This window comes from Gemmatimonadota bacterium (assembly GCA_030747075.1).
Lineage (GTDB): Bacteria > ARS69 > ARS69 > ARS69 > ARS69 > ARS69.
Map to the genome: position 1 here is coordinate 16,098 of JASLLL010000013.1, position 21,313 is coordinate 37,410.

Here is a 21,313-nt window from a genome sequence, read left to right on the forward strand (position 1 = left end):
ACCCAGCGTCGCGCCCCGGGAAGGGGAAGGCCCATGAAGACGGCAGAAATCCGATCGGAGTTCTTGCAGTACTTTGCGGCGCACAACCACTCGGTGGTGCCCTCGGCTTCCCTTGTCCCCGTGGATGACCCCACACTGCTGTTCGTGAATGCGGGCATGGTTCCGTTCAAGGACGCCTTCACCGGGGCGGCTGAGCCCCCGGGTCCGCGCGCCGTCAGTTCGCAGCGTTGCCTTCGCGTTTCGGGGAAGCACAACGATCTCGCGGAGGTGGGCCGCACTCCGCGCCATCACACGCTCTTCGAAATGCTGGGCAACTTCTCCTTCGGTGACTACTTCAAGGAAGAGGCCATCTCCTTCGCATGGGAGTTTCTGGTCGATGTGCTGAAGCTCTCTCCCGATCGACTTGCGTTCACTGTTTTCTCTGGAGAGGACGGTCTCCCGGCGGATGAGGAAGCGGGAGAGATGTGGCCGCGTCTTACCGGGTGCTCGCCGGATCGTGTGTTGGGATTCGGGAAAGAGGACAACTTCTGGTCGATGGGTGACACCGGGCCGTGCGGACCCTGCTCGGAGATCCACTACGATCTGGGGCCGCAGCTCGACGGCTCCGTCAACGAGGGTGATCGCTGGATGGAGATCTGGAATCTGGTCTTCATGCAGTACAACCGGGACTCAGCGGGAGCGCTCACGCCTCTGCCCGCGCCGTCCATCGACACGGGGATGGGGCTGGAGCGGATTGCGTCGGCGGTGCAGGGCAAGCTCTCCAACTACGAGGGAGATCTCTTCGCGCAGGTCCTTGCGGGCGTGAGTTCGGTGACGGGATGTGCGTACGACGGCGGGCACTCCGACGACGCGGTCTCCATGCGGGTGATCGCGGATCATGCGAGAGCCACCGCGCTTCTCCTTGCGGACGGTGTCCTTCCGGACAGGACGGGTCGCGGTTATGTCCTGCGGAAGATCATGCGTCGCGCGGTCAGCCAGGGGGTTCTCCTGGGCGTGGATCGACCGTTTCTTGCGGAGGCCGCCGGAGTCGTGGTGGAGGCCATGTCGGATGCGTTCCCGATCCTTGCCGAGAAGGAGGACGCGCTGCGCACGGCGGCGGCGCAGGAAGAGGCACTCTTCCGGCGGACGGTGGAAGAGGGGATGCGCCGCATCTCGGATCTCGAGGACCAGTTGGAGGATGAATCGGTCTGGTCGCTCGGTCCGGAGGGGGAACGCATTCTTTCCGGCGAAGTCGCTTTCCGCCTCTACGACACCTACGGGTGCCCGCTGGAACTGACCGCTTCGGTAGGCGTTCGTCGTGGCTATGAGGTGGACGAGGACGGCTTCCTGCGCGAGATGACCCGACAGAAGGAACGCAGCCGGAAGAGCTGGAAGGGCGGTGGAGCCCCGGCCGTGCTGGACGGGTTCTATGCCTCCCGGCGTGCGGTGCTGGGGGAGACGCGCTTTACGGGGTACGCGGAGCAGGAGGGCGAGGCCCGGGTCCTGGCGATGGCGCGATGGTCGGGAGATGGGCTGGAAGAAGCGGACCGAGCCTCCGAAGGAGACCCGGTTGCACTGGTGATGGAGTCGACGCCGTTTTACGGCGAGGCTGGCGGTCAGGTCGGAGACACGGGGGAACTGACCGGGGATGGAGTTCGGGTCCGCGTTGAGGACACGCGGCGTACCGCGGGCGGGAGCCTCATCGTGCACATGGGGCGCGTGGAAGAGGGGGAACTGTCGCCCGGGATGCGGCTCACGCAGAGCGTGGATCGTTCACGACGGGAGGAGGTCCAGCGGCACCACTCCGCCACGCACCTTCTCCACCATGCACTTCGCGAGGTGCTGGGGGGGCATGTTTCGCAGAAGGGTTCATTCGTCGGGCAGGAGAGGCTGCGGTTTGACTTCAGCCACCCGGAAGCCGTGGCACCGGCCGCGTTGGCGGAAGTGGAGGCGCGCGTGAACGAACTGATTCGCGAAAACCACGCCGTCTCCACGGAAGAGACCGATCCTGATTCCGCGCGGGCCGCCGGGGCGCTGGCCTTCTTCGGGGAGAAGTACGGAGATACGGTGCGCGTGGTGGGCATGGGGCCTTCCCGGGAGTTGTGCGGTGGCACGCATGTGGCGTCCACGGGAGACCTGGGGTATTGCGCGCTGGTTGCAGAGGGGTCCGTGGCGTCGGGAGTCCGTCGCGTGGAAGCGTTCGCGGGGAGCCCGGCGGTGGTGGCGGCCTGGCGGGCGCGTGCGGAACTGGAGCGGATCGCCGGAGTGCTTCGAACCGCTCCTGCGGATGTACTGGCCCGGCTGGGAGACCTTCAGGAGGAGACCCGCAACCTCAAAGCGCGCATTGAGGAACTGGAGCGGGATGCCGCCGGGAGTGTGGCGGACCGGCTGGTTGCGGCCGCGGTGGAGGCTTCGGGAACGCGCGTCGTGGCCGGAGTTGCGCCCATTTCGGAGCGGGGGGCGCTGCGGGATCTTGCGGACGAGATTCGTCTGTCTGCGGAGCGCACAGTGGTGGTGCTCGGTGCCACCCTTGACGAGAAGGTCGCGCTGGCCGCCGCGGTTTCGGACGATCTCGTCAAGGAGGGGCGGATCAAAGCCGGAGATCTCGTCGGGCGCGTGGCCGAGCTCGTGGGTGGCGGAGGCGGAGGGAAGCCTCATCTGGCGACGGCCGGAGGCCGGGATGTGGCCGGACTTCCCGGTGCGCTGGAGGAGGTTCCGGGGATCGTCGAGGCACTCATGAGCGAGAGCGCCTCGTGATCGATCTGCACTGCCATATCCTCCCCGGACTCGACGATGGTGCCGCGGATGATCACCAGGCGCTGGCCATGGCGAGAGCGGCTGTGGACATGGGCATTCAGGAGGTGGCGGCCACTTCGCACTTCGGGTTCTTCTCGTTGTTCTCCGCAGACTCCGGGAGCATTCGCGCGGAGCGGGATCGTCTGGTAGAACTCGTTGCGGCCGAGGGGATTCCTCTGGAGATTCACCCCGGTGCGGAGAACTACTACGGGGAGATGGAGCCCGCAGAGTTTGCATCGCGGGCGATCCCTCTGGCGGAAGGCCCGTATGTACTCATGGACTTCTCTTTTCGGCGGGTCCCGGAGACTCTGGCGGAGGGTCTCGCCCGGCTTCGGCAGGGGGGGCGGATCCCTGTGATCGCTCACCCGGAGCGGAATCGGGAAGTTCAGCTGCTGCCGAAGATTGTGGTGGACTGGTTGGATGCGGGAGCCATGCTGCAGGTGAATGCCTCCAGCCTGACAGGACTGCTTGGCGAAGATGCACAGTTGGCGGCGGAGACACTTCTGGCTGCGGGAGCCGTGCAGATACTCGGCTCGGATGCACACGACCTCAGCCGACGCCCGTTCTGCCTGAGCGCGGGAGAGGCGGCGGCGGCGGACATCGTGGGAGCGGATGCAGCAGCACGAATGGTACGCGATACCCCCCGGGCCGTGTTGCGCGGGGAGAAGATAGAAGTTCGGAGCCCGGATTCGGATCGGCTGAGCGGAGGAGCATCGCTCTTCGACCGGATGTTCGGGCGGGGGCGGGGCCAGACCGAGCAAGGAGATCGAGAGTGAAAGGCCTGATTCTCTCCGGAGGGAAGGGAACACGACTGAGACCCATCACGCACACGAGTGCCAAGCAACTGGTGCCGGTCGCGAACAAGCCGATCCTCTTCTTCGCCATTGAAGCCGTGCGCGACGCGGGGGTCGAGGAGATCGGGATCGTGGTGGGGGAGACGGGTGCGGAGATTCGCGCGGCCGTGGGGGACGGGTCCGCGTTCGGCGTGAAGATCACCTACATCCCGCAGGAGAATCCGCTCGGACTGGCGCACGCCGTCAAGGTCTCGCGGGACTTCCTCGGCGAGGATCCATTTGTGATGTTTCTGGGCGACAACCTCATCAAGGACGGGATCACCCCACTGGTGGACGAGTTCCGGCGAGACGGCCCGAACTCGCAGATCCTCCTCGCGAGCGTGCCCAACCCGTCGGAGTTCGGGGTGGCGGAGATTGCGGACGGGAAGGTCGTCGGGTTGGAAGAGAAACCCGCGCAGCCGAAGTCGGAGTTCGCGCTGGTGGGCGTCTACATGTTCGACCGGAGCATTCACGAGGCGGTGGACAACATCCAGCCTTCCGCACGGGGAGAACTGGAGATCACCGATGCCATCCAGTATCTGATCGACCACGACTTCGATGTACGCAGCCATGTCATTCGTGGCTGGTGGAAGGACACCGGGAAACTGGAGGACATGCTGGAAGCCAACCGGATTGTGCTGAGCAGTCTGGAGCGACGCATCGACGGGGAAGTGGACGATCGGAGCCGTATCATCGGAGAGGTCGTCGTGGGGAAGGGGGCGCGTGTGGAAAACTCCGAACTTCGCGGGCCGCTTATCCTGGGAGAGGGTGCGGTCGTGAAGGACTCCTATGTCGGGCCGTTCACATCCATTTCGGATCAGTGCGAAGTGCTTTCGTCGGAGGTGGAGTTCTCCATCATCCTGAAGGGCGGGCGCGTCCACGATCTGGACCGGCGTATGGAAGGGAGTCTTGTGGGGCGCAACGCCACCATCCTCTCTTCCGCCGTCCGTCCCCGGGCGTACCGGTTCATGGTGGGCGACAACTCCGAGGTCCGGGTCCCCCGATGAGCGCCGAACGAGGCGGTGAGTCCGCATCTCAGGCGACGGTTCGCGTGGCGGCCACCGGGTGCGCGGGCATGCTCGGGAGGGAGCTGGGTGCAGAGGCTGCGGCGCGGGGCGTGCCGTTCACCGGGTGGGATCTTCCGGACTTTGACCTGACGGATCGAGAAGCCGTGATGCGGGAGATCGGGTCGGCGCGACCGGATGTGGTAATCCATGCCGCCGCATGGACGGATGTGGATGGCTGCGAGTCGAATCCTTCGAAGGCGTTTCTTGTGAACGGACGGGCCACGGCGCATGTCGTGGAGGCGTGCCGGGAAGCGGGGGCGCGCGTCGTCCATGTCTCCACGGACTATGTGTTCCCGGGAGACCTCGACCGCCCGTACCGCGAGGACGATCTGCCCGGTCCGCTTTCCGTCTACGGTTGGTCGAAACTTGCCGGGGAGGAAGCGGTCCGTTCGCTGGGGGACGCGGGTGCCATTGCGCGGACCGCCTGGCTGTATGCGGGCCACGGTGCGAACTTCCTCCGCACGATGCTGCGTCTCGGCCGGGAGAGGGATTCCCTGGCCGTGGTCGACGACCAGTTGGGTTCACCGACCTTTGCGGGAGATCTTGCGCGGGTGTTGCTTGATCTCGCGATCGAAGGCGGGAGCGGCACATTTCACACCACCAACACCGGTTCGGTCACCTGGCACGGCTTCGCCAGCGCCATCTTTGCGGCGGCCGGAATCGGCGTCGAAGTGAAGGCGGTGACGAGTGCGGACTTCCCCCGACCGGCTCACCGCCCCGCGAACTCCGTGTTGCTGGATTCCCGGCTTGCTGATGCGGGGATTCATCCGATGCCGTCGTGGGAAGACGGGCTGGCCCGGTGCTTTGCGGGAATGGCGAAGGAAGGTGCGGCATGACGGAAGACAGCGCGGCAGTCATCGCGGCCGGGCGCGCGGACTACGACTCGGCGGTTCGGCGCGGCCGGGCGATCGACGAACTGAGTGAGTTGTTCCGATTTCGCCATCTGGTCGTACAGCTCGTGAAGCGGAATGTCACCTCGCGGTACAAGCGGTCATTCCTGGGACTGGCGTGGACTCTCCTTGATCCACTCCTCACGATGGGCGTGATGGCTGCCGTGTATTCCGCGATTATCCGGGATCGGGTGGAGGCCTTCCCTGTCTACATCTTGTCCGGGCTGGTGATCTGGAATTTCTTCTCGCAGTCGAGCACTCAGGCGATCACCTACTTCCTGCACGGGCGGGCGCTCCTCGGGCGCGTGTACATGCCCAAGGCGACGATGGGGGTGGCGGCGGTCGGCACCGGTTTCGTCAACCTGGTGGCGTCCATCATTCCACTGATGGTGTTCATGGTGATCTTCCGATGCCAGTTCACTCCCGCGCTGCTCTTCGTGCCGGTCGCCATTCTGCTGGCGTCTGCATTCACGCTGGGTGTCGGGCTCCTGGTGTCCGCATGGTCGGTTTTCTTCGGAGACATGGAGAACATTTTCCGGTTTCTCCTGCGGCTGGCCATGTATCTGTCCGGGATTTTCTACTCGCTGGACATCCTGCCGGAGCAGCTGAGACGGGTTGTCTGGTGTATGCCGACCTATCATCTGATTGAACTGTTCCGATCCCCCGTTCACACCGGGACTCTCCCGGACGGTCAGAGCATTCTGATTGGAGTCGCATGGTCGCTGGGTTTCCTTCTCGCAGGTTTCGGGTACTTCGCACGAAAGTCGAATGCGTATGCATACCGACTCTGACAGCCCGCGCGTAGCGGAACAGGCGTCGGAGAGACCCCCGGCGCTTCTTCTGTCCGGAGTGTCGGTGGCTTTCGAATCGCACCGAACACCGGCGGCCACTCTGAAGGAACACCTGATCCGCTGGACCAAGCGGGATCTTGAGAAGAAGAGTGTCCGCGCTCTGGACGGACTGGATCTGCGGGTGGATCGGGGAGAGGTGTTTGGGATCGTCGGGAGAAACGGGGCGGGGAAGAGCACTCTCCTGCGCGTGATTTCCGGCATCCTGCACCCGTCTCGGGGAAGGGTTCGAGTCTGGGGGAAGGTCACGCCGCTTCTCGGCGTCGGTGCCGGGTTCCACGGCGATCTGACCGGGCGGGAGAATATCGCGCTTTACTCGGCCATCCTCGGGCGAAGCCCGGAGCGTACCCGTGAGCTGGTGGACGACATCATCCGCTTCTCCGAACTTGCGGACTTTATCGACGCGCCGCTTCGCGTGTACTCCGCGGGCATGTCCGCACGGCTCGGATTCGCCGTCGCACTGGCCGAGTCGCCGGAGGTCCTTCTGGTTGATGAAGTGCTCGGCGTCGGGGACGAACAGTTCCGCCGGAAGTGCCGGGACCGCTTTGAAGAGATCCGCAAGGCCGGCGCCACCATTGTCATCGTGACGCACTCGATGTCCGTTGCCAAAGAGATGTGCGACCGACTGGCGTGGATCGAGAATGGCAAGGTCCGCGAGTGCGGGACTTCCGAAGAAGTGGCCGCATCCTATGTGGAGTTCCAGAAGGCGGTTCGGAGCGCCTCCACGATCCGCCCCCGCTGATCGGAACCGCACTTCTCGCTCGCGGACGGGGCGAGCCGGGTCGCGGGCGGCCGCTTGACTCGGCTCCTTTCGCGTGGGAGCATCGCTCGACCCGGCCACTGATTCCCACCGTTCTGCGCAGCCCGGGCAGGTTCCCCGAGAGCCTGTGCGGAGGAGGCGCCCCTTGCGACCCGTGATTCTCGTGCTTGGCATGCATCGAAGCGGCACTTCCGCAGTGGCGGGGGCCGTACGGATGCTCGGCGTAGACCTCGGGGATTCGCTGATGCCGGGACGCGCGGGGGAGAACCCACAGGGTTTCTTCGAAGACACCCGCGTCATGGCCGCCAACGAGAACATTCTGGAGTCCGCAGCGTCCTCGTGGGATGACCCCTTTGGAATCGATCCGGGCTGGTTTGATTCGGATGAAGGGAAGCCCCATGCGCGAGACCTTTCATCGCTTCTCGTGGGGATGTTCCCGGAGGATGCGCTGTGCGGAGTGAAAGACCCGCGCATCTGTCGGTTGCTTCCCGTGTGGACGGCCGCACTGGAGCAGGCGGGACTCGCGCCCCATGTCCTTCTGGTGACCAGGCCTTGCGCGGAGGTCGCCGATTCGCTGGCTCGAAGGAACGGCTTCTCGCGTGAGAAGTCGGCCTTCCTCTGGGCCGACCATGTCCTTCGGGCGGAGGAGGGGACGCGGAGGATCCCGCGAGTGTTCCTGCCCTATGCGGACCTGCTGGAGAATCCCGCCGGGGTGCTGGCCGGAGCGGGACACGCTCTGGGAATCACCTGGCCGGTATCTCCGGAGGCGGCCTCGACACGGCTGCGCGCATTTGTCACCGGCGAGCTTCGGCACCACCGGGTCGGGGACGCGGAGAAGTCGCATCGTCGCGCAGACGGATTCGTGCGGGAACTGGATCTGCTGCTGGAAAGCGTCGCGGGCGGTTGCGGCGGCGGCGGCACGACCCGGTTTGACCGAATGGCGGAGCAAGTGGCGGCCGTCCTTCCCCGAATGGATCCGCTCTGGCAGGAACACTTGAGCCGTGGCGTCCGGGTGGCGGATCAAGTTGCGGGGCTGGAACAGACCTTGTCCGATCGGACCGAGTGGCTGCGTGCGTCGGCGGAGGAAGTGAAGAGTCTTCGGGCCGCCGTGGAGGAGATGCGCAACGCCGGATCCAAAGACGCGACCCGCCTGCGGGTGGAAGTGGAGGAGATTCGCGCCGCGACGCTGGATGTCGGCCGGCGCGTGGATCGTCTGGACTTCTTCCGGCTTGGCATGCGACTGGTCCGGTTCTCTCGACGGGTGGCGGGCCGCCTGGTGCGCGGCGCGGCGCGGCGAAGGAGCGCCCTTCACGGCAGACTCCGCGACGCATTCCTGAAGCGGCCGGTGACCCGCGCGCGAGTGACTGGGATTGCACTGCCTCAGCATGAACATCCGGATGTCTCGATCATCATCCCCGTGTTCAACCAGACGGGTCATACCGTCCGGTGCCTGGAATCGCTGGCGGCATTGCGGGAGGAGACCTCCTTCGAGGTGGTCCTGGTGGATGACGCCTCCACGGCCGCGTCGATTGGCCTGCTGGCGTCGGTAAGGTCGATCCGACTCGTGCGAAACGAACGCAATCTCGGGTTTGTGCATTCGTGCAATCGGGGCGCGAAGGAGGCGAAGGGGCGGCACCTTCTCTTCCTGAACAACGACACGCGCGTGGAGCCGGGTTTCCTGGACCGGCTTCGGGCCTCTTTGGAGGAGTTCCCGGATGCGGGGATTGTGGGTGCCCAACTGGTGTACCCGGACGGCCGCCTGCAGGAATCGGGCGGGATCGTCTGGGAGGACGCCAGTGCGTGGAATTACGGTCACGGGAGAGACCCGTCCGCACCGGAGGTTTCGTATCTTCGCGAAGTCGATTACTGCTCCGGTGCATGCATCCTGGTGGACCGGAGTCTGTTCAACGAACTGGGCGGGTTCGATGAGCGGTACGCTCCCGCCTACTACGAAGATGTGGATCTTGCTTTTCGCGTTCGCGAGGCCGGTCGACGCGTGCTTGTCAACCCTGTGGCGCGTGTCATTCATTGCGAAGGTGCCACTTCCGGTACGGACCCGGAGAGTGGTGTGAAGCGGTACCAGGTGCGCAACCAGCAGATCTTCCTGGATCGATGGCGGAAGGAACTTGGCTGCCACGGCCGAAACGGGGAAGACCCGGAACGGGCGAAGGAGCGGAAGGCCCGTTCCCGCGTCCTCGTCATCGACCACCGTATGCCGACTCCCGATCAGGACGCGGGATCGCAGCGAATCCAATGGATGATGCGGATTCTTCGCGACCTCGGCCATCGAGTGACCTTTCTGCCCGACAATCTACTCCCGTCCGAACCCTACGGGGCAGACCTTCGCGCGCTGGGCGTGGAGGTATGGCAGTCACCGCACCTCAGGACGATCCGCCACTTCCTGGAGTGCCGGGGGAGCGAGTTCGATCTTGTGATTCTGAGCCGTCTGGGTACGGCGGGAACTCATATCGATGATGTGCGGAGGCTCTGTCCGCGGGCGCGGGTCGTCTTCGATACGGTGGACCTGCACTTTCTTCGTGAAGAGCGGGCCGCAGAGTTGACCGGGAGTGCCGCCGATCTCGCGGCCGCGCGGGAGACACGCACGCGGGAACTCTCGGTGGCCCGCCGTGCGCACGAGACGCTGGTCGTCAGTGAAGAGGAACGCGAACTCATCCAGAGCATCGATCCGAATCTCGCCGTGCGTATCGTCCCCACCATCCACGAGACTTCCGCGTCCGGGCTTCCATTCGAGGAGCGGCACGGACTTCTCTTCGTGGGGGGGTTCGAGCATCCGCCCAATGCTGATGGCGTCCGGTGGTTCGTGGAGACCGTGCTGCCGATGGTACGGGAGGAACTGCCGGATGTTTCGCTTCGGATCGTGGGCAGCAAGCCGACACCGGAGATGGATGCTCTCGCGGGACGGGGCGTGGATGTCGCCGGGTGGGTGCCGGATCTCGAAGCGCTTCTCCGCGAGTCCCGGGTATCCATCGCGCCGCTCCGGTTTGGCGCCGGGGTGAAGGGGAAAGTCTGCGAGAGCCTCGCGCACGGGTTGCCGACCGTGGGAACGAGCATCGCCTGCGAGGGGATGGCGCTCACTCATCGAACAGACATCTGCATCGCGGACACGGCGCACGACTTCGCGCGGGAAGTGGTGCGTCTGCATCAGGATCGTGCCTTGTGGACGCAGTTGGCCTCAGCGGGGCAGGAAGTGATCCGGAACCGGTTCTCTCCCGCCGTAGCCAGGGACGCACTTCGACGACTGGGGCGCGGCCCCGCCGAATCCCCCCGGGGGGGACTCCTGGCGGTGGAAGCCCAACTACTCTCATGACAGGAGGCGACCAGAAATGGCATTGACCGCACTGGCCGGTCCACCCGGAGTGGGGAAGACCACCCACCTCATTGGAAGGCTCGAGGACGCGCAGAATGCCGGGAATCCCACGGCGCTCTTTTTGTGCAGCGACTCGGACGATCTTCGATCGCGCCCGAATGTCCGGGAAGGCGGCACCATGGGATGTCGCACTCCCGGGATGGGCGCGACCATTGACCACTTCGTTTCGGCAGCGGAAGCAGGCCGTATCCTCTCGGAACTTCCCGCCGGGAGCCTGGCGGCCTTCGACGAAGCGGCGTGGTTCGGTGTGGACATCGTGGAGGCGTGGATCGAAGCGGAGCGGCGAGGAGTGGATGTCGTGGTGTCTTCGCTCTCCGAGCAGCAGGTGGCAATCCTGAAAGAGCGAAGCTACCCGGTCACGCGGCTTACCGTACCCTGCATGCTTTGCGGGAAGGACCGGGGGCGTCACTCGCACGAACTGTTCCACACGGCGGAGCGCGGTTTCGTCGTGGTGTGCGATGCCTGTCGCGAGGCGGTCGCCAGGAACCAATGCCGATCGGAACCTTCTTCTCTGGATGGTGAACTCTGCGAGGAGCTCACTTCGGAACTCAGGCGCATGAAGCCCTTCCCGGGAAAGGAGCACGCGTATCAGCCGGTCTTCGGGTTGGACCTCCCGGGCTGGGAACTGGTGCGGGGAGACACGCCGATTCGCGCGGACCTCATTCGAGAGGTGCTGGAGGCGGCCTTCCCGGCGTGGAGCGCGTCATCGAGGGCGGGCGAAGCCGACGGTCGTCCCAGCTTCATCGATCTGGGATGCTGCACCGGGTTTTTCTGCGAGTACTTTGCGGCGCGGGGATGGGAGGCCTGGGGGCTGGACATCGACGAGGACTTCATCGCGCTGGCTCGGCGCGTGTCACAGGCTCTTGGAAGCGGAGTGGAGTACTGCCAGTCCGCGCTTCTTCCCCATGTGCAGGGCCATCCCGGCGCCCGGTTTGATGTGACCACTTCGTTCGCGACCGTGCAGTGGGTGATCGCCCAGAGCGGTCTGGATGCGGGGCTGGAGTGCTTCGACTGGATCTTCGGCGCGGCGCGGAAGATGTGTGTTCTTGAGATGGGCTACTCGGAAGAGGAGATCTACCGGGAGAAGCTGCCCGTGCGCATCGACCGCGAGTGGGTTGAAGAACTCATGCGAACCCGTGGAGGATTCGACGAGGTTCTCGTGATTCCGAAGGGATCGCGGGGCGTCTGGCGAGATCTCTTCATCGGTCTGAAGGATCCGGAAGTGTGCGGAGTGACCGTGTCCGGGGAGGGCGCGGCCGAACCGGGCCGACCCGCGCCCGTATGGAACGCGGCCGGTATTCTAGGGCTGGCAGCGCGTGCCGTGCGAAACCCGGGGCGCGTCGTGCAACTGGGCGGGAAGGCCGTACAGGATCCGGCGAGGGCGATGCGCGAACTGGGGCGGCGGTTGCGCGGCGGTTGATCGTTCGTTCACCGAAGCGTGGACGCCAGCCTCGCGCGATGCGGATCCAGGAAGGGGCATTCGGACTCCCGGTTCATCGCGATCGGGAGCAGCGGGTCTTCCGTCAGGCGCGATCTCCACCGCTGCCGCATGGTGATGACTTCCCGCGGGTCAAGGAGACGGCTGCGGGTGCGGGTCTCGTGGTGGATCAACTCGGCACGCGGCTCGTACAGAATCCGCCCTCCGCGCTGAGTCAGCCGGAGGCACAGGTCGACATCGTTGAACGAGACGGGCAGATCTCCGGCGTCGAGTCCCCCCAACTCCTCAAAGGCGCCGCGACGAACCAGGAGGCAGGCGGCGGTGGCCGCCGAGACTTCCCGTGCGGTACGAGCTCCGGTTCCCGGAAAAACCTCGCGCCCTCCCGAAGAACCCCACTCCCGACCCAGATGACCCGCGACCGTGCCGATCCCGAGCCCAATGCCCGCGTGCTGGCAGGTGCCGTCGGGATAGAGCAGCCGCGCGCCCACCGCGTCCACGCCCGGCCAGTGCATGGCGGCGACGAGGTGCGTGAGCCATGCGCCGTCGATCGCTTCCGTGTCGTTGTTGAGCATCAGGAGGAAGTCCCCGCTCGCTTCCGCTGCGGCTGTGTTCGTGATCCGGGCGAAGTTGAAGGAGCCTCCCTCGCGAATCACGCGTACCCCGGCGTGCTTTTCGGCCTCTTCCAGCAGGTGAAGCGCACGCGGATCTGTCGTGAGGTGATCCACCAGAATCACCTCGTGACGGACTCCGCCATCCAGCCGCTCGATGGAGTTGAGGAGTCGGCCGAGCAGGTCCGGCTGATCTCGCGTCGGGATCAGGAGGGACACGAGGGGGTCGGCATCGATCCGGGGGTGGATGCTCAGTGTCTCCGGATCGTCTCCCGCACTCACCGGGGCCGCCGTCCCCCGATCGGCGAGAAACGATGCCACCGCATCCATCCGCCCGCGCAGAGGGCCGAAGAGCGGGTCGTCGTCGCGCTCCGGCCGACGAAGGACCGGCAGCGGCAGGTGGCGCACAGCGTCGGCTTCGTCGGTCGCCCGAAGAAGCACATCGGTCCAGTCGGCTCCCTCCCGCAGTCGTCTTGAGGCAGCCTGCGCGGGGATGGCGGTCGCGGCGCCCGGGAACCTACCGGGGTGCGTCAGCGCGAGAAGCGGACTCCACGCCGGCTTGAGATCACCTCGGAGGGAGCCACCGGGAGCAAGCCGGACTTCGTCCGCGTACAGCACACCGCCCTCGTCGAGATCGGCAATGTGCCCAAGCCACGCATTTCCCGAATCGGACACGAACTCGTCGCCCGCAGCCAGCGCGACCCACCTCTCGCCGGGACGCTCCACGGCGGGAGGCGCCTCCCCGCGGCACACATCACTTGCGGGGAGACCGGCGCCGAGGAGCGAATCCCGGGTTCGCTGTTCGTCCCCCTCTCCGAAGAGCAGGACGCGGACGGGGGCCGGGGAGCGACAAACGCGAACCGCGGGACGCGCCCGGGCCACGGCGGACAGCCATCGCCGGATCTGTTCAGCCTCGGTGCGCCGCTGCTCGATGCGGCCGCGGAGGCGTCGCACGATTCTGCCGAACGCATGGAACCCCTCGGCGCGAATGAGAGTGCGGGCTGCGCGCACGCGGTGAAGAAGGTTCACGGGTTCATCTCCCCGCCGCCCTGCGATATCCGTCCCGCGTCGCCCGCGCAGTTTCCGCCCAGTCGAAGAGGGCGGCGCGGGCCGGGCCGAGTGCCGCGAGTTCCCCGCGACGGCGGTCGTCCATCCAGAGCCGCGCGAGGGCATCCGCAAGCGCACGGGCGGTCTCCACCGATGCAAACGCGGCCGCGTCGCCCAGGACTTCGCGATGCGGAGGGATGTCGCTGGCGAGCACCGGCCCGCCGCAGGCCGCCGCTTCCAGCGCGGGGAGCCCGAAGCCTTCGCATCGCGAGGGAACGAGTACCAGTCTCGCTCCGGCATACAGAAGCGGAAGGTCGGTGTCGGTTACGGGACACAGGATGCGGACGCGCGAAACCCCCGCGGCAATGGGTTCCAGTCTGGCGCGGGTTTCGTGATCGCGTGCCGGGATGACGAGTTCCGCGTCGGCGAGTCCCGCGGCGCGAAACGCACGGAGCGCGCCGTCGAGATTCTTGTGGGGCCGATGCGAAGCGACGCAGAGGAGGAAGGGCCGTGTGAGACCCCGACCCGCCAGGAACTCCGTCACGCTCTCAGGCGATGGCGGAGCGAACACAGGCGCAACGGCGTGGGGGATCACCGTGAACCGGTCGGCCGGAGCGCGAAGGCACCGGGTCAGCTCCGCCCGGGCCGCTTCCGAGCCGGTGAAGAGAACGGCGGACGACCGGATCGACCACGCCATCATGATGCGGGCGTAGAGCCGGTGGAGCGGAGAGCGGGGGAAGAGCAAGTGGATGGGGTCATGCATCGTGACCACCACGCGGCACCCGGGAGCCGCCGAGCGCACATAGTGCGGGAAGTGCAGAACATCGAGCTGATGCCGGCTTGCCGCGCCACGGAAGGCCGCCAGTTCCTTCACGCTGTAGAGCGGCGCACGGCATTGCGCCAGCCGGAAGCGCTCCGGGTCGAGGAGTTCAGGCAGTCCCCCCGGAAGCGCACGGAGATCCGGCTCCGGAAGAAAGAGCGTGTACCGCTCCGGACCGTGGAGTCCGGCGAGCCCCGTGAGGAGTCCCTCAAGGTATCGTCCGATTCCGAAGTCGCGGATCTTGCGCGCATCGATGCCGATGTGCAGCGGAGCAGTCATCGGTCGGCGGCCTCCATGGCTTTGCGGTAGGTGTCCAGCGTAGCGCGTGCGGCTGCTTTCCATGAGAACTTCTTCGCCCGGACCTGCCCCGCGCTCCTCAGTGCGGCATGGAGTTCGGGATCGTTGAGCGCGCGGAGAATGCCGCGGGCGATCGAGCCCGGTTCGTGCGGATCGATCATGACGGCGGCTTCGCCCGCGATCTCCCGAATGGATGGGATCGCGCTGGCCACCACGGGCACGCCGCACGCCATCGCTTCCAGTACGGGCAGACCGAATCCCTCTTCGAACGAAGGGAAGACGAACGCTTCCGCCCCGGAGTAGAGCGCCGGGAGATCCTTCGCATCCACGAATCCGGTTGTGAGGACGGAATCCGCGGGGTCGTCACCCTCCAGGGCGCGGACGAACTCGCTCTCAAGCCATGCGGCCTTCCCCGCCACGACGAGGCGGAGGTTGCTTTCGTGGGCGTTGCGCACTTCCCGAAAGGCACGCAGCAGTCCGGGGAGGTTCTTGCGAGGCTCCAGATTCCCCACGAAGAGAAGGTACGGTTGCGAGATGTTCAGCTTGTGCAGGACCTCGTCCACCCGCGTGGGAGTCTCCGGGGAGAAGCGGGATGCCACGCCGTGGGGGATGGCGTCGATCCTGTGGGCCGGAATGTGGAAGGCGGCGCACAGATTCTCCCGCATGGCACCCGATCCCGTGATGACGCGGGTCGCGCGGCGCAGGGACTTCGGGATGAGCCAGCGCATGTAGGCGGCGTATCGACGGGGGATGGTCTGCGGGTGCGTAAAGGCGATCAGGTCGTGGATTGTGGCAACAGCGACGGGCTTTCCGGGGAAGAGGGGGACGAGGTAGTTCGGTCCGTGGATGAGATCCACGCCGAGCTTTCTGGCCCGGCGGGGCAGGACGAAGTGCTCCCATGCGTCACCCGACGGATGGCTTTCGTGAGAGAAGGGGGCCTCGATCAGCTGGAATCGACCGTCGAGGTCGAGCCCCCGCAGGGCCGTCTCCGCAGGGGCAAGGAGCAGGAACTCGTGGTCGCTGTCGATCTGCGAGAAGCCCCTCACCAGCTCAAGGACATAGTTCCCCACGCCGGAGAACTCACGCCCCACCGTTCGGGCATCGAGGAGGATTCGCATCGGTCGGTCCGGCCTCCCGGCGGGGAGGCTCCCCCCGCGATGCGTCAGCGTACGATGGTGCGCCCCTTCGGGCGACGCGATTCTTCCCGGAGAGCCGCCGGGCTGTTACCTTGCGCCCTCGGGAGGGGATGCCGTGCGCGTTGCTCTGGTTCACGACTGGCTGACGGGAATGCGGGGCGGGGAGAGAGTCCTCGAAGTCTTCTGCGACCTCTTCCCGGGGGCGGACCTCTTCACGCTGGTTCATATTCCCGGCGCAGTCTCTTCGGTGATTGAAGACCGCAGAATCATCACCAGTCCGCTCTCGCGCCTGCCGGGAATCGCCCGGAGTTACCGGTACTTCCTCCCGCTCTTCCCGGCGATGGTGGAGCGCTTCGACCTTCGCGACTACGATCTCGTGGTGTCGTCCTCGCACTGCGTGGCGAAGGCCGTTCGGCCCGGTCCCGGCGCACGCCATGTCTCCTATGTGCACACGCCCATGCGGTATCTCTGGGATCGCTACGAAGACTACTTCGGAGGCGGGTGGGCCGGGCCCGCCACGCGCGCGGCCATGGCGACGCTGCGCGGCCCCTTGCGTCGCTGGGATCGGCGGACCTGCGATCGCGTGGATGCTTTCGTCGCGAACTCGCGCTTCGTCGCCGAGGCGATCGACCGGATCTATGGACGCACCGCGGAGGTGGTCCATGCGCCGGTGGATACGGATCTCTTCAGCGAGAGTGGGGAACCGCGCGGGGAGGAGTGGCTGGTCGTCTCCGCATTCGCCCCGTACAAGCGCGTGGATGTGGCCATTCGTGCCGCGCGCCGAGCGGGAGTCCGGCTTGCGATTGTCGGCGTGGGGCCGATGGAGAGCGATCTCCGTCGGCTTGCCGGTTCGGGCGTCCGCTTCCTCGGGTCGGTCCCGGCGGACGAACTCGTAAGGCTCTACTCCACGGCGCGGGGTCTTCTCTTCCCCGGCGTGGAGGACTTCGGGATCGTCCCCCTGGAGGCGATGGCGTGCGGATGCCCGGTGGTCGCGCTCGACCGGGGCGGAGCGCTGGAGACGGTGGTGGGTGCCGAGTGGGCCGGAGACCCGGCTGGCGTTTCGACCGGGGCCACGGGGCTTTTTGTCGGCGAACAGACGCCGGAGGCTTTTGCGCACGGAATCACAGTGGTAGAGAGCGCCGAGGTCGCCTTCGATCCGGACGCGTGCCGGAAACGGGCCGAGGAGTTCTCCACCGGGGTATTCCGGAGCCGAATGGCGCAGATTCTGGGAATCGTCAGCGCCTGACCTTCCGACGCTGGGCGTCTTGACACGGGTGCGACGCGGGTGGGACTCTGGCATGGGTTTCCGGGAACCCCGGACCGGGGTGACTCCGGAACGGGGCCGGGGAGGGGGAGTCATGGACATCGACGGAATCCGGGAGTCCATGACGGAGACCGTGCGCGTGCTGGAGCGTCTCCGGGACGAGACCGCTCCGGCAGTGGCCGCCGTCTCCGAGGAGCTTGTTCGGTGTGTGACGGCCGGTGGGCGCATCCTGGTCTGCGGCAATGGAGGGAGCGCGGCGGACTCCCAGCACATGGCCACGGAACTCACGGTCCGGTTCCGGAAGCAGCGCCGTGCGATTTCCGCGCTTGCCCTCACGGTGGATTCCTCGGTGCTTACCGCAGCTTCCAACGATCTGGGCTTCGCGAAGGTGTTCAGTCGCCAGGTGGAAGCTCACGGGAAGGCGGGAGATGTGCTGATCGCGATCTCCACCAGTGGGAACTCACCGAATGTGGTGGAGGCGGTCCGTGAGGCCCGCGTGCGGGGACTGGTCACCGTGGCGCTCACGGGAGCGGCGGGGGGGGCGCTTGCCTCGGAAGTGGACCACTGGATCGGCGTGCCTTCCGAAGAGACTCCACAGATTCAGGAAGCGCATCTCGTGGTGGAACACCTGCTCTGCGAAGCCATGGAAGACGCGGTGGCGGAGGATGCGCCGTGACACCGGGAGACACCACCACGCCTCCGTCCACGGGAGGAGCCCCGCCGACGCTCCCGCGTGCGGCGATCGCGGATCGGGCGATGCGTCGCATCCTGAAGTCCGCGTCCACCGTTCCGACGCCCTCGGCCTCGTCTCTGGAACCCGCGCTCTTTGCCGCCATCTGGGTGGCACTGGACGGCATCGCGGTGACGACGGCATTTCTTGCGGCGTACTGGATCCGGTTCACCTCCGCGTGGATTCCCGCTCCACTCGGCGTGCCGCCTCTGGCGACCTATGTGCCGGTTCTCGCGGTGGTGCTTCCGGTGTCGATCTGGGCTTATCGCCGCTGTGGCCTCTACCGGCCCGGCCGCGTCTCCTCCTTCAGCCGGGATTCGCTGTCCGGCGTGAGAGCGGCGGCTCTTGCGGTCGTGGTGCTGGTAGCGGCGGCCTTCTTCTACCGCAGCACTTCCTTCTCCCGGGGGTTTGTCGCGCTCTTCTGGGTGGCGACGACCGTGGCATTCCCGGTGTTTCGCCGCGTGGCATCGGTGGTGCATGGTGGGCTTCGCAAGAGGGGACACGGCGTGGCACGGATCGCCATTCTTGGCGGGGGAGAGGTGGCGCGTCGGCTGGAGGAAGAGATCCGCTCCGGCCCGGGCTCCGGGTTGATCGTTGCGGCATCACTCGGAGGAGACGACTGGCGTCCGCCCGGCGTTTCCCCGGAGTCTTCCGAGGATCGAGCGCTGCGGACCGCCAGAGTTCGAAACCTCGTCCGGTCCCGGAGGATTCACCGCATCCTGGTGACGGATGCCGGGCTCTCCTTCGACAGCCGCATGGACCTCATGGAAGAGTGCCATTCGCTGGGGATTTCCTGCGGATTCGTCCCGGATCTCTTTGAGGTGCTCGTGGGGAGGACCCATGTCGAGGACATCGGCGGGTTTCCGCTGGTCGGGTTCCGGATGTTTCCGCTGGACCGATGGGATCGGTTTCAGAAGCGTTCCCTGGACATCGCCGGGTCACTCCTGGGGCTGGTTGCGTTGCTGCCCCTTCTGGCGTTTGTCGCGCTCTGCGTGCGTCTGGATTCGCCCGGTCCGGTCTTCTATCGCCAGCAGCGTCTGGGGCGGGACGGCCGTGAGTTCGACATTGTGAAGTTCCGTTCGATGCATCCCGGAGTGGAGAGCGACACCGGTCCCGTGCGTGCCCGTCGTACGGATGGTCGTCCCACTCGGGTGGGACGCGTGATCCGCCGTCTCAGTCTCGATGAGCTCCCTCAGCTGTGGAATGTCCTGCGAGGGGTGATGTCGCTGGTGGGACCACGCCCGGAGCGGCCTCATTTCGTAAGTGAATACCAGCGCAGAATCCCGCGCTATCTGGAGCGACATGAAGTGAAGTCCGGCATGACCGGCTGGGCACAGGTCAATGGTTTTCGGGGCGACACATCCATCGAGGGGCGCACCCGACTGGATCTGTGGTATCTGGAGAACTGGTCGCTGGCTCTGGATGTGAAGATCCTGGTGCTGACGGCCGTTCGGTTTCTCTTTCAGAAGGAGGCATTCTGATGCCCATCGGAGAATGCACTTGATGAGGAATGTACTGCTCATTCTGGTGTGCGTCGCCCTCGGCGTCTGCGGACAACTTCTGCTGAAGCACGGGATGAGTTCGCCCGGTATCCGTGTCACCGCGGCTTCCCAGATTCCTGCCATGATCGGGCGGGCGATCGCTACGCCTTCGGTCGTCTCCGGCTTCCTCTTCTACGGGCTCTCGTCCGTGTTGTGGCTCGTCATCCTCACGAGAGTGGAGCTTTCCATGGCCTACCCGATGCTCTCCATCGGATATGTGCTGGTCGTGTTTCTCTCGCGGTTCTTCTTCCATGAGCATGTGACTCCCATGCGCATTCTGGGGACACTCGTCGTTTGTCTTGGCGTGTTCCTGATCTCGCGATCCCAATGAGCACCGCCGAGACGACGCGCCCCATCGTCATTGGGATTGCAGGCGGGAGCGGGTCCGGGAAGACCACGGTCGCCCTGCGTGTGGCGGACCATTTCGAGAATCGGAAGGTGGTCATTCTCCATCACGACAGCTACTACCGGGATCGATCCGATCTCCCGCTGGAGGACCGGCGGCGCCTCAACTACGATCACCCGGACTCCTTCGAGAATGAACTGGTGGTCGAGCACCTGGTGGCGCTTCGTACGGGAGAGGCGATTCCACGCCCGACCTACAACTACGAGAGCCACTGCCGCGAGGAGAAGCCTGTCTCCGTGGGGCCAGCGCACATCATTCTCCTGGAGGGGATTCTCGTATTGGATATCCCGGAGATCCGGGAGTTGCTGGACATCAAGCTGTATGTGGACTGCGCGGCGGACGAACGGCTGACGCGCCGCATCCTGCGCGATCTCCACGAACGCGGCCGTTCCGTGCATTCGGTTCTGAATCAGTACACGGACACGGTCCGCCCCATGCATCTTCAGTTCGTGGAACCGTCCAAGCGTCACGCGGATGTGATCATCCCGAGGGGCGGGTTCAACGAGGTCGCCATAGACCTGATCGTTTCCCGGATGCGTGAGATTCTCACCAGACTCAGCGAAGTCGAGGTGGAGCGATGACCGCCCTCATCACGCTGGCGCGCCCCCGCCAGTGGATCAAGAATATCGTGGTGTTCGCGGGCGTCGTGTTCGCCGGGAGGCTGGGGGATCCTGCCTTCGCGGTCAGAGCGGCGGCCGCGTTCGCCATCTTCTGCGTGCTGTCGAGCGCCATCTATGTGTTCAACGACTTGATGGATGTGGAGAAGGACCGTCTCCATCCCCGCAAGCGCACACGGCCGTTGGCCTCGGGAAGGGTCGGGCGCCCGATTGCGGCGGTGTTCCTGTTGGCGCTTGTGCTGGCGGGACTCTTCGCGGCATTCCGGGCGGGGCCGCGCTTCGGACAGGCGGCGGTGGCGTTCCTGCTCCTCAACGGGATGTACTCGCTGTGGCTCAAGCGGCACGCCATGATCGATGTCATGTGCATCTCCGTGAGCTTTCTGATTCGGGCCATTGCAGGGGTGCGGATTCTTCAGGACGCGGACCCGACCGTGGCTCTCTCCAACTGGCTGCTTCTGTGTACTTTTTTCCTGGCGCTCTTTCTGGGATTCGGGAAGCGAAGGTCGGAACTGGTTCTCCTGGAGGGGGATGCTTCTGAGCATCGCGCATCGCTGGGCGAGTACTCGGTGGAACTTCTCGACATGGTGATTTCCATCGTGACCACCAGTGCAATCCTGTCCTTTTCCATCTACACAATCTGGCCGGAGACCATCGCGAATCTCGGCACGGACAAACTCGTTTACACGGTGCCGGTCGTCATGTATGGCTTCCTCCGGTATCTGTTCCTGATCAGGGAGAGGGGGCTCGGGGGCAACCCGTCGGAAATCCTCTTCCGGGATCCCCCCCTGTTGGCCGGAGTGGTGGCGTGGGTCGTCGCGGTGGTCGGCCTTCTGTATCTCCGCTGATCC

General features: G+C 65.6%; 17 protein-coding genes. 14 read left to right on the forward strand and 3 right to left on the reverse strand.

Annotated elements, in window-relative coordinates; genetic code table 11:
* The first annotated feature begins 33 nt into the window (after positions 1-33).
* The 8 genes from alaS (at position 34) to QF819_06045 (ending at position 11,981) form a co-directional block, all read left to right on the forward strand.
* Positions 34-2,736 (forward strand): alanine--tRNA ligase, encoded by a 2,703-nt coding sequence (gene alaS / locus QF819_06010; GenBank protein ID MDP6802711.1) that lies wholly within the window; start codon positions 34-36, stop codon positions 2,734-2,736.
* Positions 2,733-3,551, forward strand: coding sequence for a tyrosine protein phosphatase (locus tag QF819_06015; protein MDP6802712.1), 819 nt, complete (start codon positions 2,733-2,735; stop codon positions 3,549-3,551). Before alaS ends, QF819_06015 begins: the two co-directional genes overlap by 4 nt.
* Positions 3,548-4,615 carry a glucose-1-phosphate thymidylyltransferase gene (locus QF819_06020; GenBank protein ID MDP6802713.1) on the forward strand — a complete coding sequence of 356 codons (1,068 nt, stop codon included), beginning with the start codon at positions 3,548-3,550 and terminating at the stop codon, positions 4,613-4,615. Before QF819_06015 ends, QF819_06020 begins: the two co-directional genes overlap by 4 nt.
* Entirely contained in the window at positions 4,612-5,511 is a 900-nt protein-coding gene (gene rfbD, locus QF819_06025) for a dTDP-4-dehydrorhamnose reductase (protein MDP6802714.1), read from the forward strand. The genes QF819_06020 and rfbD overlap by 4 nt, the downstream gene beginning before the upstream one ends.
* Positions 5,508-6,356, forward strand: a complete 849-nt coding sequence (locus tag QF819_06030; protein ID MDP6802715.1) for an ABC transporter permease — start codon at positions 5,508-5,510, stop codon at positions 6,354-6,356. Before rfbD ends, QF819_06030 begins: the two co-directional genes overlap by 4 nt.
* A gap of 58 nt (positions 6,357-6,414) precedes the next feature.
* A complete protein-coding gene (locus QF819_06035; protein MDP6802716.1) occupies positions 6,415-7,155 on the forward strand; it encodes an ABC transporter ATP-binding protein in 741 nt (246 codons plus the stop codon).
* 172 nt (positions 7,156-7,327) lie between these two features.
* A complete protein-coding gene (locus QF819_06040) occupies positions 7,328-10,501 on the forward strand; it encodes a glycosyltransferase (protein MDP6802717.1) in 3,174 nt (1,057 codons plus the stop codon).
* 16 nt (positions 10,502-10,517) lie between these two features.
* On the forward strand, positions 10,518-11,981 hold the full coding sequence (locus tag QF819_06045; protein MDP6802718.1) for a class I SAM-dependent methyltransferase: 1,464 nt from the start codon (positions 10,518-10,520) through the stop codon (positions 11,979-11,981).
* A gap of 8 nt (positions 11,982-11,989) precedes the next feature.
* Here QF819_06045 and QF819_06050 read toward each other — a convergent pair whose 3' ends face one another.
* From QF819_06050 to QF819_06060, 3 genes are read right to left on the reverse strand one after another with little or no spacing between them, the layout of a single operon-like run.
* Positions 11,990-13,636, reverse strand: a complete 1,647-nt coding sequence (locus QF819_06050; protein MDP6802719.1) for a glycosyltransferase — start codon at positions 13,634-13,636, stop codon at positions 11,990-11,992.
* Between the two features lie 4 nt (positions 13,637-13,640).
* Complete coding sequence (locus QF819_06055; GenBank protein MDP6802720.1) at positions 13,641-14,753, reverse strand: glycosyltransferase family 1 protein; 1,113 nt, start codon at positions 14,751-14,753, stop codon at positions 13,641-13,643.
* Entirely contained in the window at positions 14,750-15,889 is a 1,140-nt protein-coding gene (locus QF819_06060; protein MDP6802721.1) for a glycosyltransferase family 1 protein, read from the reverse strand. The genes QF819_06055 and QF819_06060 overlap by 4 nt, the downstream gene beginning before the upstream one ends.
* Positions 15,890-16,022: 133 nt before the next feature.
* Between QF819_06060 and QF819_06065 the strand changes: the two genes are divergently transcribed.
* From QF819_06065 to QF819_06090, 6 genes are all read left to right on the forward strand, one after another.
* The gene (locus QF819_06065; GenBank protein MDP6802722.1) at positions 16,023-17,153 is read left to right on the forward strand and encodes a glycosyltransferase; all 1,131 of its coding nucleotides are present in this window, start codon (positions 16,023-16,025) and stop codon (positions 17,151-17,153) included.
* 112 nt (positions 17,154-17,265) lie between these two features.
* Entirely contained in the window at positions 17,266-17,847 is a 582-nt protein-coding gene (locus QF819_06070; GenBank protein ID MDP6802723.1) for an SIS domain-containing protein, read from the forward strand.
* Positions 17,844-19,382 (forward strand): exopolysaccharide biosynthesis polyprenyl glycosylphosphotransferase, encoded by a 1,539-nt coding sequence (locus tag QF819_06075; protein ID MDP6802724.1) that lies wholly within the window; start codon positions 17,844-17,846, stop codon positions 19,380-19,382. Before QF819_06070 ends, QF819_06075 begins: the two co-directional genes overlap by 4 nt.
* 22 nt (positions 19,383-19,404) lie before the next feature.
* Positions 19,405-19,773 (forward strand): EamA family transporter, encoded by a 369-nt coding sequence (locus QF819_06080; protein ID MDP6802725.1) that lies wholly within the window; start codon positions 19,405-19,407, stop codon positions 19,771-19,773.
* Positions 19,770-20,429 carry a uridine kinase gene (gene udk, locus QF819_06085; protein ID MDP6802726.1) on the forward strand — a complete coding sequence of 220 codons (660 nt, stop codon included), beginning with the start codon at positions 19,770-19,772 and terminating at the stop codon, positions 20,427-20,429. Before QF819_06080 ends, udk begins: the two co-directional genes overlap by 4 nt.
* Positions 20,426-21,310 carry a decaprenyl-phosphate phosphoribosyltransferase gene (locus QF819_06090; GenBank protein ID MDP6802727.1) on the forward strand — a complete coding sequence of 295 codons (885 nt, stop codon included), beginning with the start codon at positions 20,426-20,428 and terminating at the stop codon, positions 21,308-21,310. The genes udk and QF819_06090 overlap by 4 nt, the downstream gene beginning before the upstream one ends.
* Positions 21,311-21,313: the final 3 nt, after the last annotated feature.